This window comes from Kribbella sp. NPDC056345 (assembly GCF_042262745.1).
GTDB lineage: Bacteria > Actinomycetota > Actinomycetes > Propionibacteriales > Kribbellaceae > Kribbella.
On record NZ_JBHJQQ010000018.1, the window covers coordinates 95,075 to 109,213 of the forward strand.

Annotated in this window: 16 protein-coding genes; 7 read left to right on the top strand and 9 right to left on the bottom strand. The window is 68.2% G+C overall.

The features are described 5' to 3' along the window. Positions 1 to 62: 62 nt before the first annotated feature. The 6 genes from ACFCV3_RS38370 to ACFCV3_RS38395 all read right to left on the bottom strand — a co-directional run bounded on the left by ACFCV3_RS38370 (position 63) and on the right by ACFCV3_RS38395 (position 5,773). Complete coding sequence (locus tag ACFCV3_RS38370) at positions 63 to 2,075, bottom strand: hypothetical protein (RefSeq protein WP_376039222.1); 2,013 nt, start codon at positions 2,073 to 2,075, stop codon at positions 63 to 65. A gap of 125 nt (positions 2,076 to 2,200) precedes the next feature. Beyond that, positions 2,201 to 2,782, bottom strand: coding sequence for a hypothetical protein (locus tag ACFCV3_RS38375; protein WP_376039224.1), 582 nt, complete (start codon positions 2,780 to 2,782; stop codon positions 2,201 to 2,203). Continuing rightward, on the bottom strand, positions 2,779 to 3,930 hold the full coding sequence (locus ACFCV3_RS38380; protein WP_376039227.1) for an L-histidine N(alpha)-methyltransferase: 1,152 nt from the start codon (positions 3,928 to 3,930) through the stop codon (positions 2,779 to 2,781). The genes ACFCV3_RS38375 and ACFCV3_RS38380 overlap by 4 nt, the downstream gene beginning before the upstream one ends. A gap of 75 nt (positions 3,931 to 4,005) precedes the next feature. Continuing rightward, positions 4,006 to 4,206, bottom strand: coding sequence for a cold-shock protein (locus ACFCV3_RS38385; protein ID WP_376039230.1), 201 nt, complete (start codon positions 4,204 to 4,206; stop codon positions 4,006 to 4,008). A gap of 113 nt (positions 4,207 to 4,319) precedes the next feature. Continuing rightward, positions 4,320 to 4,499 (bottom strand): hypothetical protein, encoded by a 180-nt coding sequence (locus ACFCV3_RS38390; protein WP_132410131.1) that lies wholly within the window; start codon positions 4,497 to 4,499, stop codon positions 4,320 to 4,322. Beyond that, complete coding sequence (locus tag ACFCV3_RS38395) at positions 4,496 to 5,773, bottom strand: PspC domain-containing protein (protein ID WP_376039233.1); 1,278 nt, start codon at positions 5,771 to 5,773, stop codon at positions 4,496 to 4,498. The genes ACFCV3_RS38390 and ACFCV3_RS38395 overlap by 4 nt, the downstream gene beginning before the upstream one ends. Positions 5,774 to 5,957: 184 nt before the next feature. Here ACFCV3_RS38395 and ACFCV3_RS38400 point away from each other — a divergent pair, with 184 nt between their 5' ends. From ACFCV3_RS38400 to ACFCV3_RS38415, 4 genes are all read left to right on the top strand, one after another. Beyond that, complete coding sequence (locus ACFCV3_RS38400) at positions 5,958 to 7,481, top strand: PspC domain-containing protein (RefSeq protein ID WP_376039234.1); 1,524 nt, start codon at positions 5,958 to 5,960, stop codon at positions 7,479 to 7,481. Then, entirely contained in the window at positions 7,478 to 8,119 is a 642-nt protein-coding gene (locus tag ACFCV3_RS38405) for a response regulator transcription factor (RefSeq protein WP_132410137.1), read from the top strand. Before ACFCV3_RS38400 ends, ACFCV3_RS38405 begins: the two co-directional genes overlap by 4 nt. 106 nt (positions 8,120 to 8,225) lie before the next feature. Beyond that, a complete protein-coding gene (locus ACFCV3_RS38410) occupies positions 8,226 to 9,440 on the top strand; it encodes an MFS transporter (protein ID WP_376039237.1) in 1,215 nt (404 codons plus the stop codon). A gap of 4 nt (positions 9,441 to 9,444) precedes the next feature. Beyond that, positions 9,445 to 9,795, top strand: a complete 351-nt coding sequence (locus tag ACFCV3_RS38415; RefSeq protein WP_376039240.1) for a hypothetical protein — start codon at positions 9,445 to 9,447, stop codon at positions 9,793 to 9,795. A gap of 1 nt (position 9,796) precedes the next feature. On the opposite strand, the gene rpsR is transcribed toward ACFCV3_RS38415, so the two are convergent. Further along, a complete protein-coding gene (gene rpsR, locus ACFCV3_RS38420) occupies positions 9,797 to 10,033 on the bottom strand; it encodes a 30S ribosomal protein S18 (protein ID WP_376039242.1) in 237 nt (78 codons plus the stop codon). A gap of 50 nt (positions 10,034 to 10,083) precedes the next feature. Here rpsR and rpmF point away from each other — a divergent pair, with 50 nt between their 5' ends. Both rpmF and ACFCV3_RS38430 read left to right on the top strand, forming a co-directional pair. Next, the gene (rpmF, locus tag ACFCV3_RS38425; RefSeq protein ID WP_376039243.1) at positions 10,084 to 10,245 is read left to right on the top strand and encodes a 50S ribosomal protein L32; all 162 of its coding nucleotides are present in this window, start codon (positions 10,084 to 10,086) and stop codon (positions 10,243 to 10,245) included. Positions 10,246 to 10,346: 101 nt separating this feature from the next. Further along, complete coding sequence (locus tag ACFCV3_RS38430; RefSeq protein WP_376039245.1) at positions 10,347 to 11,669, top strand: aminopeptidase C; 1,323 nt, start codon at positions 10,347 to 10,349, stop codon at positions 11,667 to 11,669. Here the strand turns inward: ACFCV3_RS38430 and ACFCV3_RS38435 are convergent. Both ACFCV3_RS38435 and ACFCV3_RS38440 read right to left on the bottom strand, forming a co-directional pair. Continuing rightward, entirely contained in the window at positions 11,666 to 12,361 is a 696-nt protein-coding gene (locus ACFCV3_RS38435) for an alpha/beta fold hydrolase (RefSeq protein WP_376039247.1), read from the bottom strand. The genes ACFCV3_RS38430 and ACFCV3_RS38435 overlap by 4 nt on opposite strands. Then, on the bottom strand, positions 12,358 to 13,089 hold the full coding sequence (locus ACFCV3_RS38440) for a PIG-L deacetylase family protein (protein WP_376039250.1): 732 nt from the start codon (positions 13,087 to 13,089) through the stop codon (positions 12,358 to 12,360). Before ACFCV3_RS38440 ends, ACFCV3_RS38435 begins: the two co-directional genes overlap by 4 nt. Positions 13,090 to 13,128: 39 nt before the next feature. Between ACFCV3_RS38440 and ACFCV3_RS38445 the strand changes: the two genes are divergently transcribed. Next, positions 13,129 to 14,139: serine hydrolase domain-containing protein (locus ACFCV3_RS38445; RefSeq protein WP_376039253.1), on the top strand; the 1,011-nt coding region annotated here is incomplete at its 3' end.

A 14,139-nucleotide genomic window follows, 5' to 3' on the forward strand; every position in this document is an offset into this window, starting at 1 on the left:
GCCGGAAAGTTGTTCACCGAATAACGGTCAGGACCGAAAGTAGTGGGAAGGAATTTCTGCTGTCAACGTTTGATATCGACTCGGAACAGTTCGGGCCCGTTGCTGAAGACCAGCCGCTGACCACCCTGGACGGCGAGCCGCCGGTGCGGGTGCTCGAGATAAAGCTTCGGCGTCGCCCGGTCGCCGGGTCCGATCCGGTAGATCTTGTTCCAGTCGATGCTGACGTACACCCCGTCCCTGGTCGCGACGATGTCTCCGGTTTGAGAAGTCGTCCCGAGGACGAAGGACCTCAGCACTGTCCCATATCGGGGGTCCATCGCGAACACGGTTTTGCCTGCCACACCCCACAGCGTCCCGTCCGGCCCGAACGTCACCGAGGACACGGTCGGCGCCTTCACCACCGGCACCGTTTCCCAGAGTTTCCGCTTCCCCTCGACATCCCAGGCGAACACGGTTCCGGACTCCCGGGTGGGCTTGGTCGTGCCCAGTCCGCCGGTGATCGACGTACCGCCGTAGACGATTCCTTGACGAGCGGTCAGACCGAAGACGCTCTCGTCCTGGACGACGTTCCGGTACGTCGTGGTGGTACCGGACTGTGGATCGTAGAAGGCCAGCGCGCCGCCGAGGCGGTCACCCTCCGGGACCGTGCCGACCGCGATCTTCCCGTTCACCTCGACCAGCGCGCGGGCGCGGTTCTGGAGCTCGGGCTTCAGGTTGACCGCGAGCTGCGGGTTCGGCGGCGTACCGGGTGGGCCGGGTGAGTACTCGAGACTGTTCCAGGGCAGGCGTGGGTCGTAGGAATAGAGCCGGGCCTCGGGATAGGTGCCGATCCAGACCCGGCCGTCGGACGCCTCCATGAGCTGCTCGGTCTGCGAGAACCGGTTGAACTTGGTGGCGCCGGTCTTCGGGTCGGTGACCGAGACCCCGCCATTCAGATAGCCGCCGGTGTAGACGTTGCGGGCGCCGCCGGACAGGCCGAGGATGTCGATCGGTTCGCGCCGGACGTTGGTCAGGAAGATCTCCGACTTCCCGGTCTGCGGGTTGTAGCGGAACTCCTCCCCGCGCCACAGCGTGCCGACCACACTCGTCCCCGGGTAGTCGGGCAGGCCGAGGTCGGCGTACCCGATGGCGCGCGCGTTCTGGATCCGGCCGGTGAACTTCAGTCCGGTGCCGGTCAAAGTCTTGGTCGCAGGGTCGTACCGACGCAGTTCGCTGGCCTGGATGAAGTAGAGCTCGCCGTTGGCGCCGAGCGGTGAGATGTCCAAGCCGTGGGCCAGCGGTATCTCGTCGACCCAGGTGCGGGACGCGATGTCCCAGACGTACATCGGCATCGGGAACGCGCCGCCGACCCGGATGTAGACGCGGCCGCCGCGGACGCTGAGGTCGTAGACGGACTTGAGCTTCGGGTCGCCGAGGTTCGGCGGCGGCGGGAGCTCGGTAGCGGCGCCGGTGGCGACGTCGATCTCCATCACGTGCGCGTCGGGCAGAGAACCGGTGTAGAGCTTGCCGTTCGCGTAGCCGATGCTCTTGACGTACGGCTGGCTCGCGACGACCTTGCCGTAGTCGCGGATCGCGCCGGTGCTGTCGTTGAACGAGAAGACGCGGCCGCCCGGATAGGTGCCGCCGTACACGGTGCCTTGCTCGTCAGTGGTCAGCGCCCAGATGAAGGACTCGCTGGCCAGCGGCCGGCCGAGGTCCTCGACCGTGGTCGCGCCGGGGCGCAGCCGGTACAGGTGGCCGTTGTTGTAGCTGCCGACGTAGATCGTGCCGGCCGGCGTCGCGACGACGGTGTAGCTGCCCTCGGCGCCGGGCAGTGGCGTCGAGAGCAGGCTGGTGCCGTTCACCGGGTCGAGGGCGTTCAGGTACGCCGGTACGCCGGACGAGATGTTCCAGATCGCGGTTTTGCCGCCCGGACCGGGCGCGACGGTGCCGCCGATCAGCAGGACGTCGGACAGCGGGACGCCGAGGGAAACGGCCACGGCGTGTGGCGGGCCGGCCGCCACGGTGGGCACTGCCGGGGTGACGACGAGGGCAGTGGCGACGGTCAGGGCGAGGAGCGGACGGAAGAAACGCAACGAAGCCTCCGGGGGTGCCGTATTTACGGTCCTGTCCGAAAGTAAGCGCCGATGGCATGACTAAGTCAACCGCTCGGCATGAATTGCTGCTTGTGGCAGCCTGACCGAGGTTTCGGGGGTGCCCGTTAGAGCGGGGGCAGCTTCGCGAGCAGGGCCGTCAGCTGTTCGCGAGTGGCGGCGAAGTAGTTGTTCTCCCGGTGCAGCGCCCGGTGGAAGGCGGCCAGGTCGTCCTGCGAGACGGTCGGTGAGAAGGTGCTGATCTCGGTCAGGTCGAGCCGGCGGTTGAACAGGTGCACGGTGTCGCGCCAGCGGTGCAGCGGGCCGACCAGGTCGGCATCGCGGTGCAGGCCGAGTGCGCCGGAGACCAGGGCCAGGTCGACCGCGGACACCACCAGCCGCGGGTAGACCTGCCGGGTGGCCGGTGCCGCCGGCGAGAAGCGATCGTCGTTCAGCAGGCGGGTGTTCTCGCGCAGCTCGTCACCGACCGCGCGGAGCACTTCGGTACGGCGCTCTGCCTCGGCCGTCAGCCGTTCGACGAAGATGCCGGTGAGACCCGCGACCAGGGTCAGCGAGTTCACCGCGGGCTCCCAGCGGGAGTTCTCCGGCCAGAGGAACCAGCTGACACCCAGAACGAACGCAAGCCCGAGCATGCCGTAGCTGATCGCCGTGACGACGGTACGGCGGTGCTTCGACCAGCGAGCTTTCATCGCGCCCAGATGTCGTCGGCCAGGGTGCGGTCGCGCTCGCCGGAGGATGCGGGGGCGAGCAGGAGCAGCTCGAGACCGAAGTGGTTCGGCCGGCGCTGGTAGCGGAACTGGGACTGGATCGCCTCGACCGGCGTCAGCTTGCAGGCGGTGGTGAGCCGCTTCAGCCGGTTGGCCGAGTACTTCCGGGTTGTGTAGAGGCGGATGGTGTCACCGATCGGCAGCACCACCTCGGTGTGGTCCGGCAGGCCCATCCGGATCACCTCGCGGGTGTCGTTCTGCCATAGAACCTTCACCAGCAGCGCGTCGTCGTCCTCGATCTCGCCGACGAACTTGACCCGCTCGTTGTCGACCTTCAGATCGGTGTTGTAGCGCAGCGCGCTGGTGACGAACTCCGTGAACGCCCTGGTCTGGTGGTACTCGTCGGCGGCCGCCTTCGCCGCCTCCTCGTCCAGCCGGGTGGTGCTGGCCACCTCCAGCAGCAGCCGGTCCTGCGGGCGCAGTACGTCGGTGATCAGCTGCAGCAGGTCTTCGTCGTCGTCGAAGTTGGCCAGGGTGTTCCCGGTCAGGCTGTAGAGCAGCGGCTCGTCACCGACCAGCCGGCCGAGCATCTGGGCCAGCTCGGACATGTTGTCGCGGATCGAGAAGTCGATCTGGACCGGTAGCACCTGGGCGATCGGGAAGTGGCCGCTGCGGACCGACTCCTGAGCGCCGAGCCGGAGCATCTCCGAACTCATGTCGACCGGGATGTAGAACATGTCCGGGTTGCGCCGGTGCAGGTCCTCCAGGATCGTCCGGTCCTTCACCCCGGTCCCGATGCCGAGGCTGACGAAGTGGAAACCGCCCTTGTCCACATGCGGTTTGACCTTGCGCCAGTGCCGCTGGAAGGACTCGGTGCCGGCCTTCATGACCAGGTAGAACGGGTCGTTGGTGGCGTTCGCCCACGCGATCGTCGGGCCGATGCCCCAGTAGGCGAAGCCGGAGGTGATGCCCTTGCCGTCACCGGTCTCCGAGACCGGACCGCGCAGGTCACCGGTCAGGGTGGCGAGCTTGTCGGTCTGGTCCTCACCGACCAGCACGAACGTCCACGCGAAGTCGTCGTCGGCCAGCGCCTGCTCGAGCCTCCGGACCACGTGTACCGGCTCTGTCACGTCTCGGACCCCTCCCACGGTGAGGTGGTCAGGTTACCGGTTGCCGTCACCTCGCGCAGGTTCGAAAACGCCGTACTAGACCGGGGTGACGGCCTCGGCCTCGCGGCCCTTCGGACCGTCGACGATCTGGAAGTCGACGGGCTGGCCGTCCTCGAGGGTCTTGTAGCCGTCGGAGACGATCTTGCTCCAGTGGACGAAGACATCGTCCTGGCCGTCCACGGCGAGGAAACCGTAGCCCTTGTCGGCGTTGAACCACTTCACGGTGCCGCGCACCATCTCAGAACTCCTGTGACCACGGGACCCGTTGCACCCGGACCCCTCGGGTAGCTGGCCCACCGGAACCCCGATGAGCGGACCACAGCCTAGCCCACCTCTCGGTTCGGACCGGCTCAGCCGCGGTGGGAGGCGGCCAGCCCGATGATGCCCGCGGCGAGTAGCAGCAGGGCGCCGGTGAGGCCCAGATCCTTGGTCTGCAGGACGCCGTTCTCGTTCAGCATCCAGATCGTCGCGCCACCGGTCAGCACGGTCCCGGCGATGATGCCGGCCACGTCCGGCTTCGGCTTGTTCATCCCCGCTCCACTCTGATCGAGCCCAGTTTGAGGTCCAGGTCCAGCACCACCGACTCCGGTCCGGTCTTCTGGTCGGCGCCGAGGTCGTTCAGCGTCAACTGTGCATCATGACCGCTCTGCTTCGCGTTCAGTCCGACCAGTTCGCCGAGCTCGGCGTTCAGCTGGCCTTGTACGTCGACATCCCGCGGCACCTTGACGACCACCTCGCCCGCCCGACCGTGGACCTCGATCTTGGCGCCCGGGTCGAACTTGGCCTTGGTCAGATCCAGGTGCACCGAACCGGCGTCGAACGTGTACGACGTCCCCGTGCCGGCCGTAGTGACCACCTGCCCGTCCGGGGCGATGTAGTTCACGTCGGCGAAGTTGCGCGGCACGTTCGGGAACAGGTTGCTCGCAATCGCACCGGCCGCGAGCAGCAGACCCAGTGGGAGCAGTGCGGCCGTCCGGCCGACGAAACCGCCGACCAGCATGCCTGCGCCGAGCACCGCCACTCCGATGAACAGCATGGTCGGTGTGGTTGCTTGGGCCAGCGCTGCGATCCCGATGGCGGCACCGGTCAGTAGTACGACGACTGACTTGACGCCGCGGGGCCCCTTGACCGGTGGCTGCGCCGTACGGGCCCGGGCCGGTGCTGCGGTCGGCTGTTCGTCGACGTACAGGCCGAGTGGGTCGTCCTCGGTCCAGACGGGCTGGACCGGCTCGCTGACGCGGTCCTGCGGGCGCTGCTCGGCAGCGGGGGCCGCAGCGGGCGCTGAGCTCTGGGTTTGGGTCCAGCCGGGCTGTCCGTGCGTCCAGTCGCCGTTCGGACCGGACCACTGGGTGCGCGCGTTGCCACGGCCGCGGCGACCGCCCTTGCGGTGGTAGGCGACCACTCCGATGATCGCGAGCACCAGCAGCGGGCCGGGGACGAACTCCCCGAAGTTGAACGACGACATCATCGCGATGGCGGCGAACACGGCGACGCCGACGATGATCGGGCCCAGCCACGGGTGGTCCGGCCGGACCCGGTCGCCGAGCAGACCCTGCGCGGTGGAGCGGTCGCTGCGCTCGTCCGGCATCAGCAGCCAGCCGGCGATGTAGAAGATGACACCGGGACCGCTGATGATCAGCACGGCCATCACCACCCGGATCAGCACCGGGTCGATGTTCAGCGCCCGCCCGATCCCGCCGCAGACCCCGGCCAGCATCCGGTCCGACCGGCTGCGTTGCCAGTTCTGCACGTTCTGCAGGCGGCTGCGGTCGAACCCTCCGGGTCCGCTCGAGTTCTGGTCCATGACACCGATACTGACGCCTCGACCGGTCCGGAGACATCGGGGATCTCCCCTGACCTCCCCCGGGTGCGCCGGGCGGTCGGGGTTTCCCCCGAGGGGACCCTGACCCGGCCGGGGCGGCTGTTGAGGAGCCGGCCGGGGACAAGCCTGCTGGTGTCGGCCCGGTCGGCATGTGACGATCGTGGTGATGAGTCAGCCAGCCTCCGCCGCGCCGACGGGTGGGACCTCCGGGGCCCCAGCCGAGTCGCCGCCTGCCCAGGAGCAGGCCAACGGCTCGGAGCAGTGGCGGTACAAGGGCTGGGGTCCGCAGGGCCCCAGGCAGTACCAAGGCCCGTACGCCGCCTACGCCGCGCGCCAGACGGCCGCCCTCGGCCCGGGCGCGCCGACTCCACCGCCGCCTCCTCCAGGGCCCGCGTTCGGCCCGAGCCGTCCGACGTCTGACCTACCGCCGGTACGCCGGGCCTACCGCCGTACCGAGGGTCGTGTCGTCGCCGGTGTGGCCGGTGGAGTGGCTGACCACCTCGGTATTTCGGACACTCTGGTGCGGCTGGTGCTGATCGCCGCCACGGTGTTCGGTGGGTTCGGGGTGCTGATCTATGCGGCGCTGTGGTTCCTGATGCCGCTCGGAACGCCGGTTGCCCCGGCGGCGCCCGGCCTGGCCGCGCACACCCGCAGCGGGCTGCGGTCGGACGAGCCGCCGCCCCCGGTGACCGAGGCGAAGACCCAGAAGCGGGAGAAGAGCCGCGGTCAGGTGACCGCGCTGGTCGTCGTCGGAGCCGCCGTACTGCTCCTGCTGCAGGCAGCCGGTATCGGTATCGCCGGGAAGATGTTCTGGCCGCTGGTGTTCGCCGGTACGGGTCTGGCGCTGATCTGGCGGCAGGCTGACGAGGGTCAGAAGCAAGAGTGGCGCGAGGGCGTGCGCGTCCCCGTGCTGGGCGTGCTGCTCGGCAAGGGCGGTGCGAAGTCGTTCATCCGGCTCGCTGTCGGCCTGATCCTGGTCGGTACGGCGGTTGCTGTGTTCCTGGCGCAGAACGGCAAGCTGTCGCAGGCGGGCGACGTACTGATCGCACTGCTGCTTGCGGTGGTGGGTCTTGGGGTGATCGCTGGCCCGTGGGTCCAGCGGCTGACCAGAGACCTGAACTCGGAGCGTGCCGAGCGCATCCGGTCCCAGGAGCGCGCGGATATGGCTGCCCACCTCCATGACTCGGTGCTGCAGACACTCGCCCTGATTCAGAAGCAGGCCAACGACCCCCGTGCGGTGACCACGCTCGCCCGCTCCCAGGAGCGCGAGCTGCGGGCCTGGTTGTACGACGATGACGACAGGACCGACCAGACGCTCGCCGGAGCGGCCAAGCGGGCCGCTGCGGAGGTCGAGGACTCCCATGGCGTGCCCATCGAGGTCGTGACGGTCGGGGACTGCGAGCTGAGCGAACCGATGTCCGCCATGGTGCGGGCGGCTCGTGAGTCGATGGTGAATGCGGCGAAGCACTCCGGTGCTGCCAAGATCGACGTGTTCGTCGAGGTCGACGGCGACCGGGCGGAGATGTTCGTCCGGGACCGCGGTCAGGGCTTCGACGTGGACGGCGTCCCTGACGACCGGCTCGGGTTGCGGCACAGTGTGATGGGCAGAATGGAACGGCACGGCGGACGCGCGACAGTGCGCTCCGATCCGGAGACTGGGACCGAAGTGCGACTGGAGATGGACAGATGAGCAGCAGGCGCGTTGTCGTCATCGATGATCACGACATGTTCCGGGCCGGAGTGCGCAGTGAGATCGGTGCGTCGGTCGACATCGTCGGGGAGGGTGCGGACGTCGACTCCGCGGTGAAGGCGATCGTCGCGGCCGAGCCGGACGTCGTGCTGCTCGATGTGCACCTGCCCGGTGGCGGTGGCACCGAGGTGATGAAGCAGGTGCACCAGAGGCACCCCGAGGTGAAGTTCCTGGCGCTGTCGGTGTCGGACGCCGCCGAGGACGTGATCGGCGTGATCCGGGCCGGTGCCCGCGGCTACGTCACCAAGAACATCAGCGGCACCGAGCTGGTCGACGCGATCAACCGGGTCGCCGAGGGAGACGCGGTGTTCTCGCCGCGGCTGGCCGGCTTCGTACTGGACGCGTTCTCCGGGGCGATCGACATCGCCTCCGTGGACGAGGACCTGGACCGGCTCTCGCAGCGTGAGCGCGAGGTGCTGCGGCTGATCGCCCGTGGGTACGCGTACAAGGAGGTGGCGCGGGAGCTCTTCATCTCGGTGAAGACCGTCGAGACCCACGTCTCGTCGGTACTGCGCAAGCTCCAGCTCTCCAACCGCCACGAGCTGACCCGCTGGGCCACGGACCGCCGCCTGGTCTGATCCACCCTTCCACTGGGTGGAAGGAACGCTGGCGCGCAGAGCGCCGTACCGGGACCTTTTTCGCAAGCCTGGCCGGGATCCGCCCGTCCGGTGGAGCGGAGGTCCGATGTCCACGATCTCGATGGCGCGCGGCGGTTGGGTGCGACCGCTGTGCTGGAGTGCCGTCCTGCTGGACGGATTCGATCTGGTGGTGCTGGGGACGATCACCCCGATACTGCTCAGTGACAAGGTGTGGGGCTACACCCCGCCGATCGCGGCCGCGGTGTCGACGGCCGGTCTGGCCGGGATGACGGTGGGTGCGCTGGCGATCGGGACGGTGACCGACCTGATCGGCCGCCGGCGGGCGTTGCTGGTGGCCGTCGCCGGGTTCTCGTTCTTCACGCTGCTCTGCGCGTTCGCGACGAGCGCGGGCACTTTCGGCGTACTGCGCTTCCTGGCTGGTCTCGGTCTGGGCGGATGCTTGCCGACAGCAATCACTCTGGTGACGGAGTACTCGCCGAAGGGACGGAACGGTGGCCCGACCACACTGGTGATGACCGGGTACCACGTCGGTGCTGTGCTCACTGCGCTGCTCGGGATCCTGGTGATCCCGTCGCTGGGCTGGCGGGCGATGTTCGTGATCGGTGCGGCCCCCGCGCTCGTGCTGCTGCCGCTGATGCTGAAGTACCTGCCGGAGTCGCCGTCCTTCAGCCGGGAGGCGGCCAGCCAGGGGCTGGAGCCGGTGAAGTCCTTGCTGCGCCCGGAGTTCCGGCGTCCGACGCTGGCGTTCTGGGTGACGTCGTTCATGGGACTGCTGCTGGTCTACGGCTTGAACACGTGGCTGCCGCAGATCATGCGAGAGGCGGGCTACCCGCTCGGTGCCGCCCTCAGCTTGCTGCTGGTGCTGAACCTCGGTGCGGTCGCCGGACTGCTGCTGGCCGGGCGGATCGCCGACAAGGTCGCGCTGCGGCCAATCACAGTGGGCTGGTTCGCCGGTGCGACGATCACGCTGGCCCTGCTGAGCATCCGCCTCCCCAGTGTGATTCTGTACGTCGTCGTCCTGCTGGCCGGTGTCTTTGTCTTCGCTGCGCAGGTGCTCGTCTATGCGTACGTCGGCCGCATGTATCCGGCTGCGAACCGCGCGACCTCACTGGGGTGGACGGCAGGCGTCGGCCGGCTCGGTGCGATCGCCGGACCGATCCTCGGTGGTGCCCTGCTATCGGCGGGACTCGCGTTCCCGTGGGGCTTCTACGCCTTCGCTCTGGTCGGCGGGCTGGCCGCCATCTCGGTCAGTGTTGTGGAGCGCCGCGCCGCTGTCGCCGTCAGGTCGGATCTAGGGTGACCACATGGACTTTCTGCATCATGTGTTGACGTTCCTGCACCTGATCGGCTTCGCGGCGTTGTTCGGTGGGTTCTTCACCCAGCTGAAGACGAAGACCCCGGTGGTGAACTCCGCGATGCTGCACGGCGCGCTGACCCAGTTGGTGACCGGCGTCCTGCTGGTCGGGCTCGCCTCCGGGATCAAGGACGACGACTTCACCGTGAACAACACGAAGGTCGGGGTGAAGCTGGTCATCGTACTGGTGATCACCGGACTGCTGTTCGCCTACCGGAAGAAGCCGGCGCTGACGCGGGGCACCTTCTTTGCCATCGGCGGCCTGACCGTGGTCAACACCGCGATCGCCGTCTTCTGGTGAGCTATCTGGACGTGTAGGGCAGCAGGGCCATCTCCCGGGCGTTCTTGATCGCCCGGGAGACCTGCTTCTGCTGCTGCACGGTCAGCCCGGTCACGCGGCGGGAGCGGATCTTGCCGCGGTCGGAGATGAACTTCCGCAGCAGCGCGGTGTCCTTGTAGTCGATGAACGTGATGCCGTCCCGGTCGAGCGGGTTCTGCTTGGGTTTGCGCTTGCCGGTGACCGGTGGTCGTCGCGCCATCGCTGGAAGCTCCCTTGGTATTGAATGTCGTTTTCATTTAGCATAGCCCCATGGCCGTTCCGAAACGCAAGATGTCCCGCTCCAACACCCGCAACCGACGGGCCCAGTGGAAGGCCGCGCCGGTCGACCTGGTGCCGATCGTCGTGGACGGCAAACAGCTCCGCGTCCCCCGCCGGCTGGTCCGTGCGTACCAGCGCGGTCTCATCTCCTGAGACCGGCCGACAGGACCCGCTGGCTGGTTGTGGACAGGGCACAGATTCGCCACCCCGGCAGGGGCGGTGGACGGTTGGTCGCTGAGATACCGTCGATCCTTATGGAGCGGAATCTCACAGCCGAACAACTCGCGCTCTTCGAGAAGGAGTTCGCAGCCAACCCGCAGTACCGGGTGATGCAGAACGCCGTCACGCAGACGCCGGTGAACGCCATCGCCCTCGACCGGCAGGTCGTCACCTCCATCGACCATTCGGTGTCGAACCTGCTGGACGACTGGAAGGTCACCAACCAGAAGAAGAGCGGGCGGTGCTGGCTGTTCGCCGGGCTGAACCTGCTGCGGGTCGGCGCGGCCGAGAAGCTCGGGGTCAAGGACTTCGAGTTCTCGCAGAACTACCTGCTCTTCTGGGACAAGTTCGAGCGTTCGAACTTCTTCCTCGAGGCGATCATCGAGACCGCCGGCCGCGACGTCGACGACCGGACGGTGGCGCACCTGCTGTCGGACCCGATCGGTGACGGCGGCCAGTGGAACATGTTCGTCGCGCTGGTCCGCAAACACGGCCTGGTGCCGAAGACCGCGATGCCCGAGACCGAGAGCTCGTCGTCGACCGGTCAGCTGAACGACACGCTCCGCAAGTTGCTCCGCCAGGGCGCCCGTGACCTGCGTGCCCTCGACAGCGCCGAGGCCCAGCGTGAGCGCAAGCGCGAGCTCCTCACCACGATCCACCGGGTGCTCTGCATCCACCTCGGCACCCCGCCGCAGAAGTTCCTGTGGCAGTGGAAGGACAGCGACAAGGCCTTCCACCGCGACGGCTGGACCACCCCGGCCGAGTTCGCCGCGGCGTACGTGCAGGTCCCGGTCGACGACTACGTCTGCCTGGTGCACGACCCGCGCGAGTCCAGCCCGGTCGGCAAGACCTTCACCGTCGACTACCTCGGCAACGTCATCGACGCCCCGCCGGTGGTCTACCTGAACGTCGAGATCGACCTGATGAAGAAGCTCACCCAGGACGCCATCGTCGGCGGCGAGCCGGTCTGGTTCGGCTGCGACGTCGGCAAGCAGATGAACGGCGACCTCGGGATCTGGGACGCCAACCTCTACGACTACGGCGCCGTCTACGACACGAGTTTCACGCTGGACAAGGCCGAGCGCCTGCTCCACCACGAGACCCTGATGACCCACGCCATGCTCTTCACCGGCGTCGACGTCGTGGACGGCGAGCCCCGCCGCTGGCGCGTCGAGAACAGCTGGGGCGACGAGAAGGCCGACAGCGGCTTCTGGACCATGAACGACTCCTGGTACGGCGAACATGTCTTCGAGATCGCCGTACGCCGCTCAGCCCTGCCCGCCGACCTCCAGGCCCGCCTGGCCGACGATCCCATCGTCCTCCCGGCCTGGGACCCGATGGGCGCCCTGGCCGACTAGAGGATCAGCTCCAGCGCTTCGGAAGGCCTCTCCAGAGTCGGTAGGTGACCTGCCCAGGGGAGGTCTTTTCGTTCTGCGTTGGGGAGGCGATCCGCCAGGTACGTCGCGGAGTCGGCAAAGAACTGGAAGTCGTGGGCGCCGGTGACGAGGCGGACCGGCATGGTGAGGGATTCGGGGAGGACGGGGTATTCCTCGTTGTCGACGTCGCCGGCTGGGATCTGGAGTTCGTAGGCCCGGCGTTGCATGGTGCGGAGGAGCTCCCGGGCCTCGTCGTCAGCGTCGGGGCCGATCCAGCGCTGGACCATCAGTTCGGTGGCGGCTTCCACGTCGCCCGCCTCGATGAGGGCGTTCTCCTCGGCCCAGAGGGCTCGGAGGGCCTCGTCGGGCTCGACGTTGTCGGTGGGTGCGCAGAGCAAGACCAGGCGGGTGAAGCGCTCGGGTTGCCTGCTGGCCGCCTGCTGGAGGACATAGCCGCCGTACGACGCTCCTACGGCTGCGACCTGGTCGAGGCCCAGGTCATCCAGGAGGGTCAGGACGTCGCCTGCGTCGGAGTACTTGGGAACGAGCGGATTCTCGCCGTAGCCGCGGAGGTCCGGGGCGATGACTCGGTGAGTGCTGCTGAGTGCTTCCACCTGGTGGTGCCACATACGGCTGTCGGCCACACCTGCGTGGAGCAGAAGAAGAGGGGTCATGCGCCCAATCGGATCACGGTGAAGGGTTCGGCGTAACTGGTTTTCGGCAGACCGGCGAGGGTGGCGCGGTGCTGGGACAGCTCGCGCATGTGTGCTGCCTGGGAATCGGGGTCGCGGTGCTGACTGGTGTGGGAGAGCAGGGCGGCGATCTTCTGGTCGATGGTGTCGGTGATGTCGACATAGTGGTTGATCTCGGGGTGCTCGACCAGCCAGAGCTCGTTGAGGTCCCAGGGGTCCTCGGTGAGGTCGGGGAAGGCGTAGGGGTTGCCGGCCGCGGGGTAGAAGGCGCGGAGGGCGGCCTCCCCGGTGGCCAGGTGGTCGGGGTGGGAGACCTGCAGGCTCTGCCAGTTGCGCTCTGGTGATGAGGTGACGAGACGCTGCGGGCGCACCTGGCGGATCACGCGGACGATGTCGCGGACCAGGCCGGCGGTCGCCTCGACGGCGCCGTCGGAGTAGCCGAGGAAGTGCAGGCCCTGGACGCCGGCGTGACCGGCTGCCGCGGTCTGCTCGGCGCGGCGGACCGCGGGGATCTCGGAGCGGTCCCGGTCCGGCTCGAAGCCGCCTTCCTGGCCGTCGGTGACGATGCAGTAGTGCACCTCGATACCGGCCTTGGTCCAGGCGGCGACGGTTCCGGCGGCGGCGAAGTCGATGTCGTCGGGGTGCGCGACAACTGCCAGTACTCGCTCTATTTCGCTGTCAGGACGCGGTTTGGCTGCAGGAACAGTCACATCATCGACCTTACTTGTCCCACCCTGCACAGTGGTGGTGTGGAGTTCGGCGGCGAGTGCGAACCTCTCGAGGTCGGTCTGGACGCTGCTCGGTTGCGGACTGCGATCGAGCAGGTACAGACGCGTCGCGGTGCGGCCCAGCTGTGCGTGATCCGGGACGGCCGGGTGGTCGTCGACCGCTGGTTCGGGTGCGAACCGGATGCGCTGTTCTGGCTGTTCTCGGCCAGCAGGCCGTACGTCGCGATCCTCGTGCACCAGCTGGTGGAGTCCGGCGTACTGCATCTCGACGACGAGGTGGCGGCGTACTGGCCGGCGTTCGCGGGGGAGGGTAAGGACGGGGTCACGGTCCGCGATGTACTGCGCAACCAGTCCAGTGCGGTCGGAGCGCCCCGGGCCGACGTACGGGTGATGACCGACTGGGCGAAGTCGCTGCGCCGGATCGAGGAGGCGCCGCTGCGCTACCCGATCAGCTCGCTCGCGTTCGGCTTCATCCTGGCTGAACTGGTCCAGCGGATCACCAGGCATCCGATCCAGGTGGTGCTGCAGGAGGCGGTGCTCCGCCCGCTCGGGGTGACCGACACACACCTGGGGCTGCCGCCAGAGCTGTGGGGCAGGCAGGTCCCGGTCAAGGGCAGTCGGCTGGTGAACCGCCGCAGTACGCGGGAGGCCGTCGTACCGGGGGAAGGCGTGTCGGCAACGGCTCGCGACCTCGCTGCGCTCTACCAGATGCTGCTGAACAACGGCATTGGTACGGCGGGGCGCGTGCTGCGGCCGCAGTCGGTCGCAGCCTCGGTTGCGCCGACCACTGACCCGGCGTTCGGTCAGCTCAGCAGTCGGCGGACGTTCGGTCACAACGGCAGCAACTGCTGTGTCGGGTGGGCGGATCCGGAGCGGCAGCTCGCCTACGCCTATGTGACCGACCGCCTCGGCCGTGGGGGGGGGGGGGGGGGCCCCCCCCCCCCCCCCGGGGGGGGCCGCGCAGGGGGGGGGGGGGCGGGGGGGCACGCAGTAGCGCGCGGCGAAGAGGCAAACGCCGGGGGCAGCGCGGAC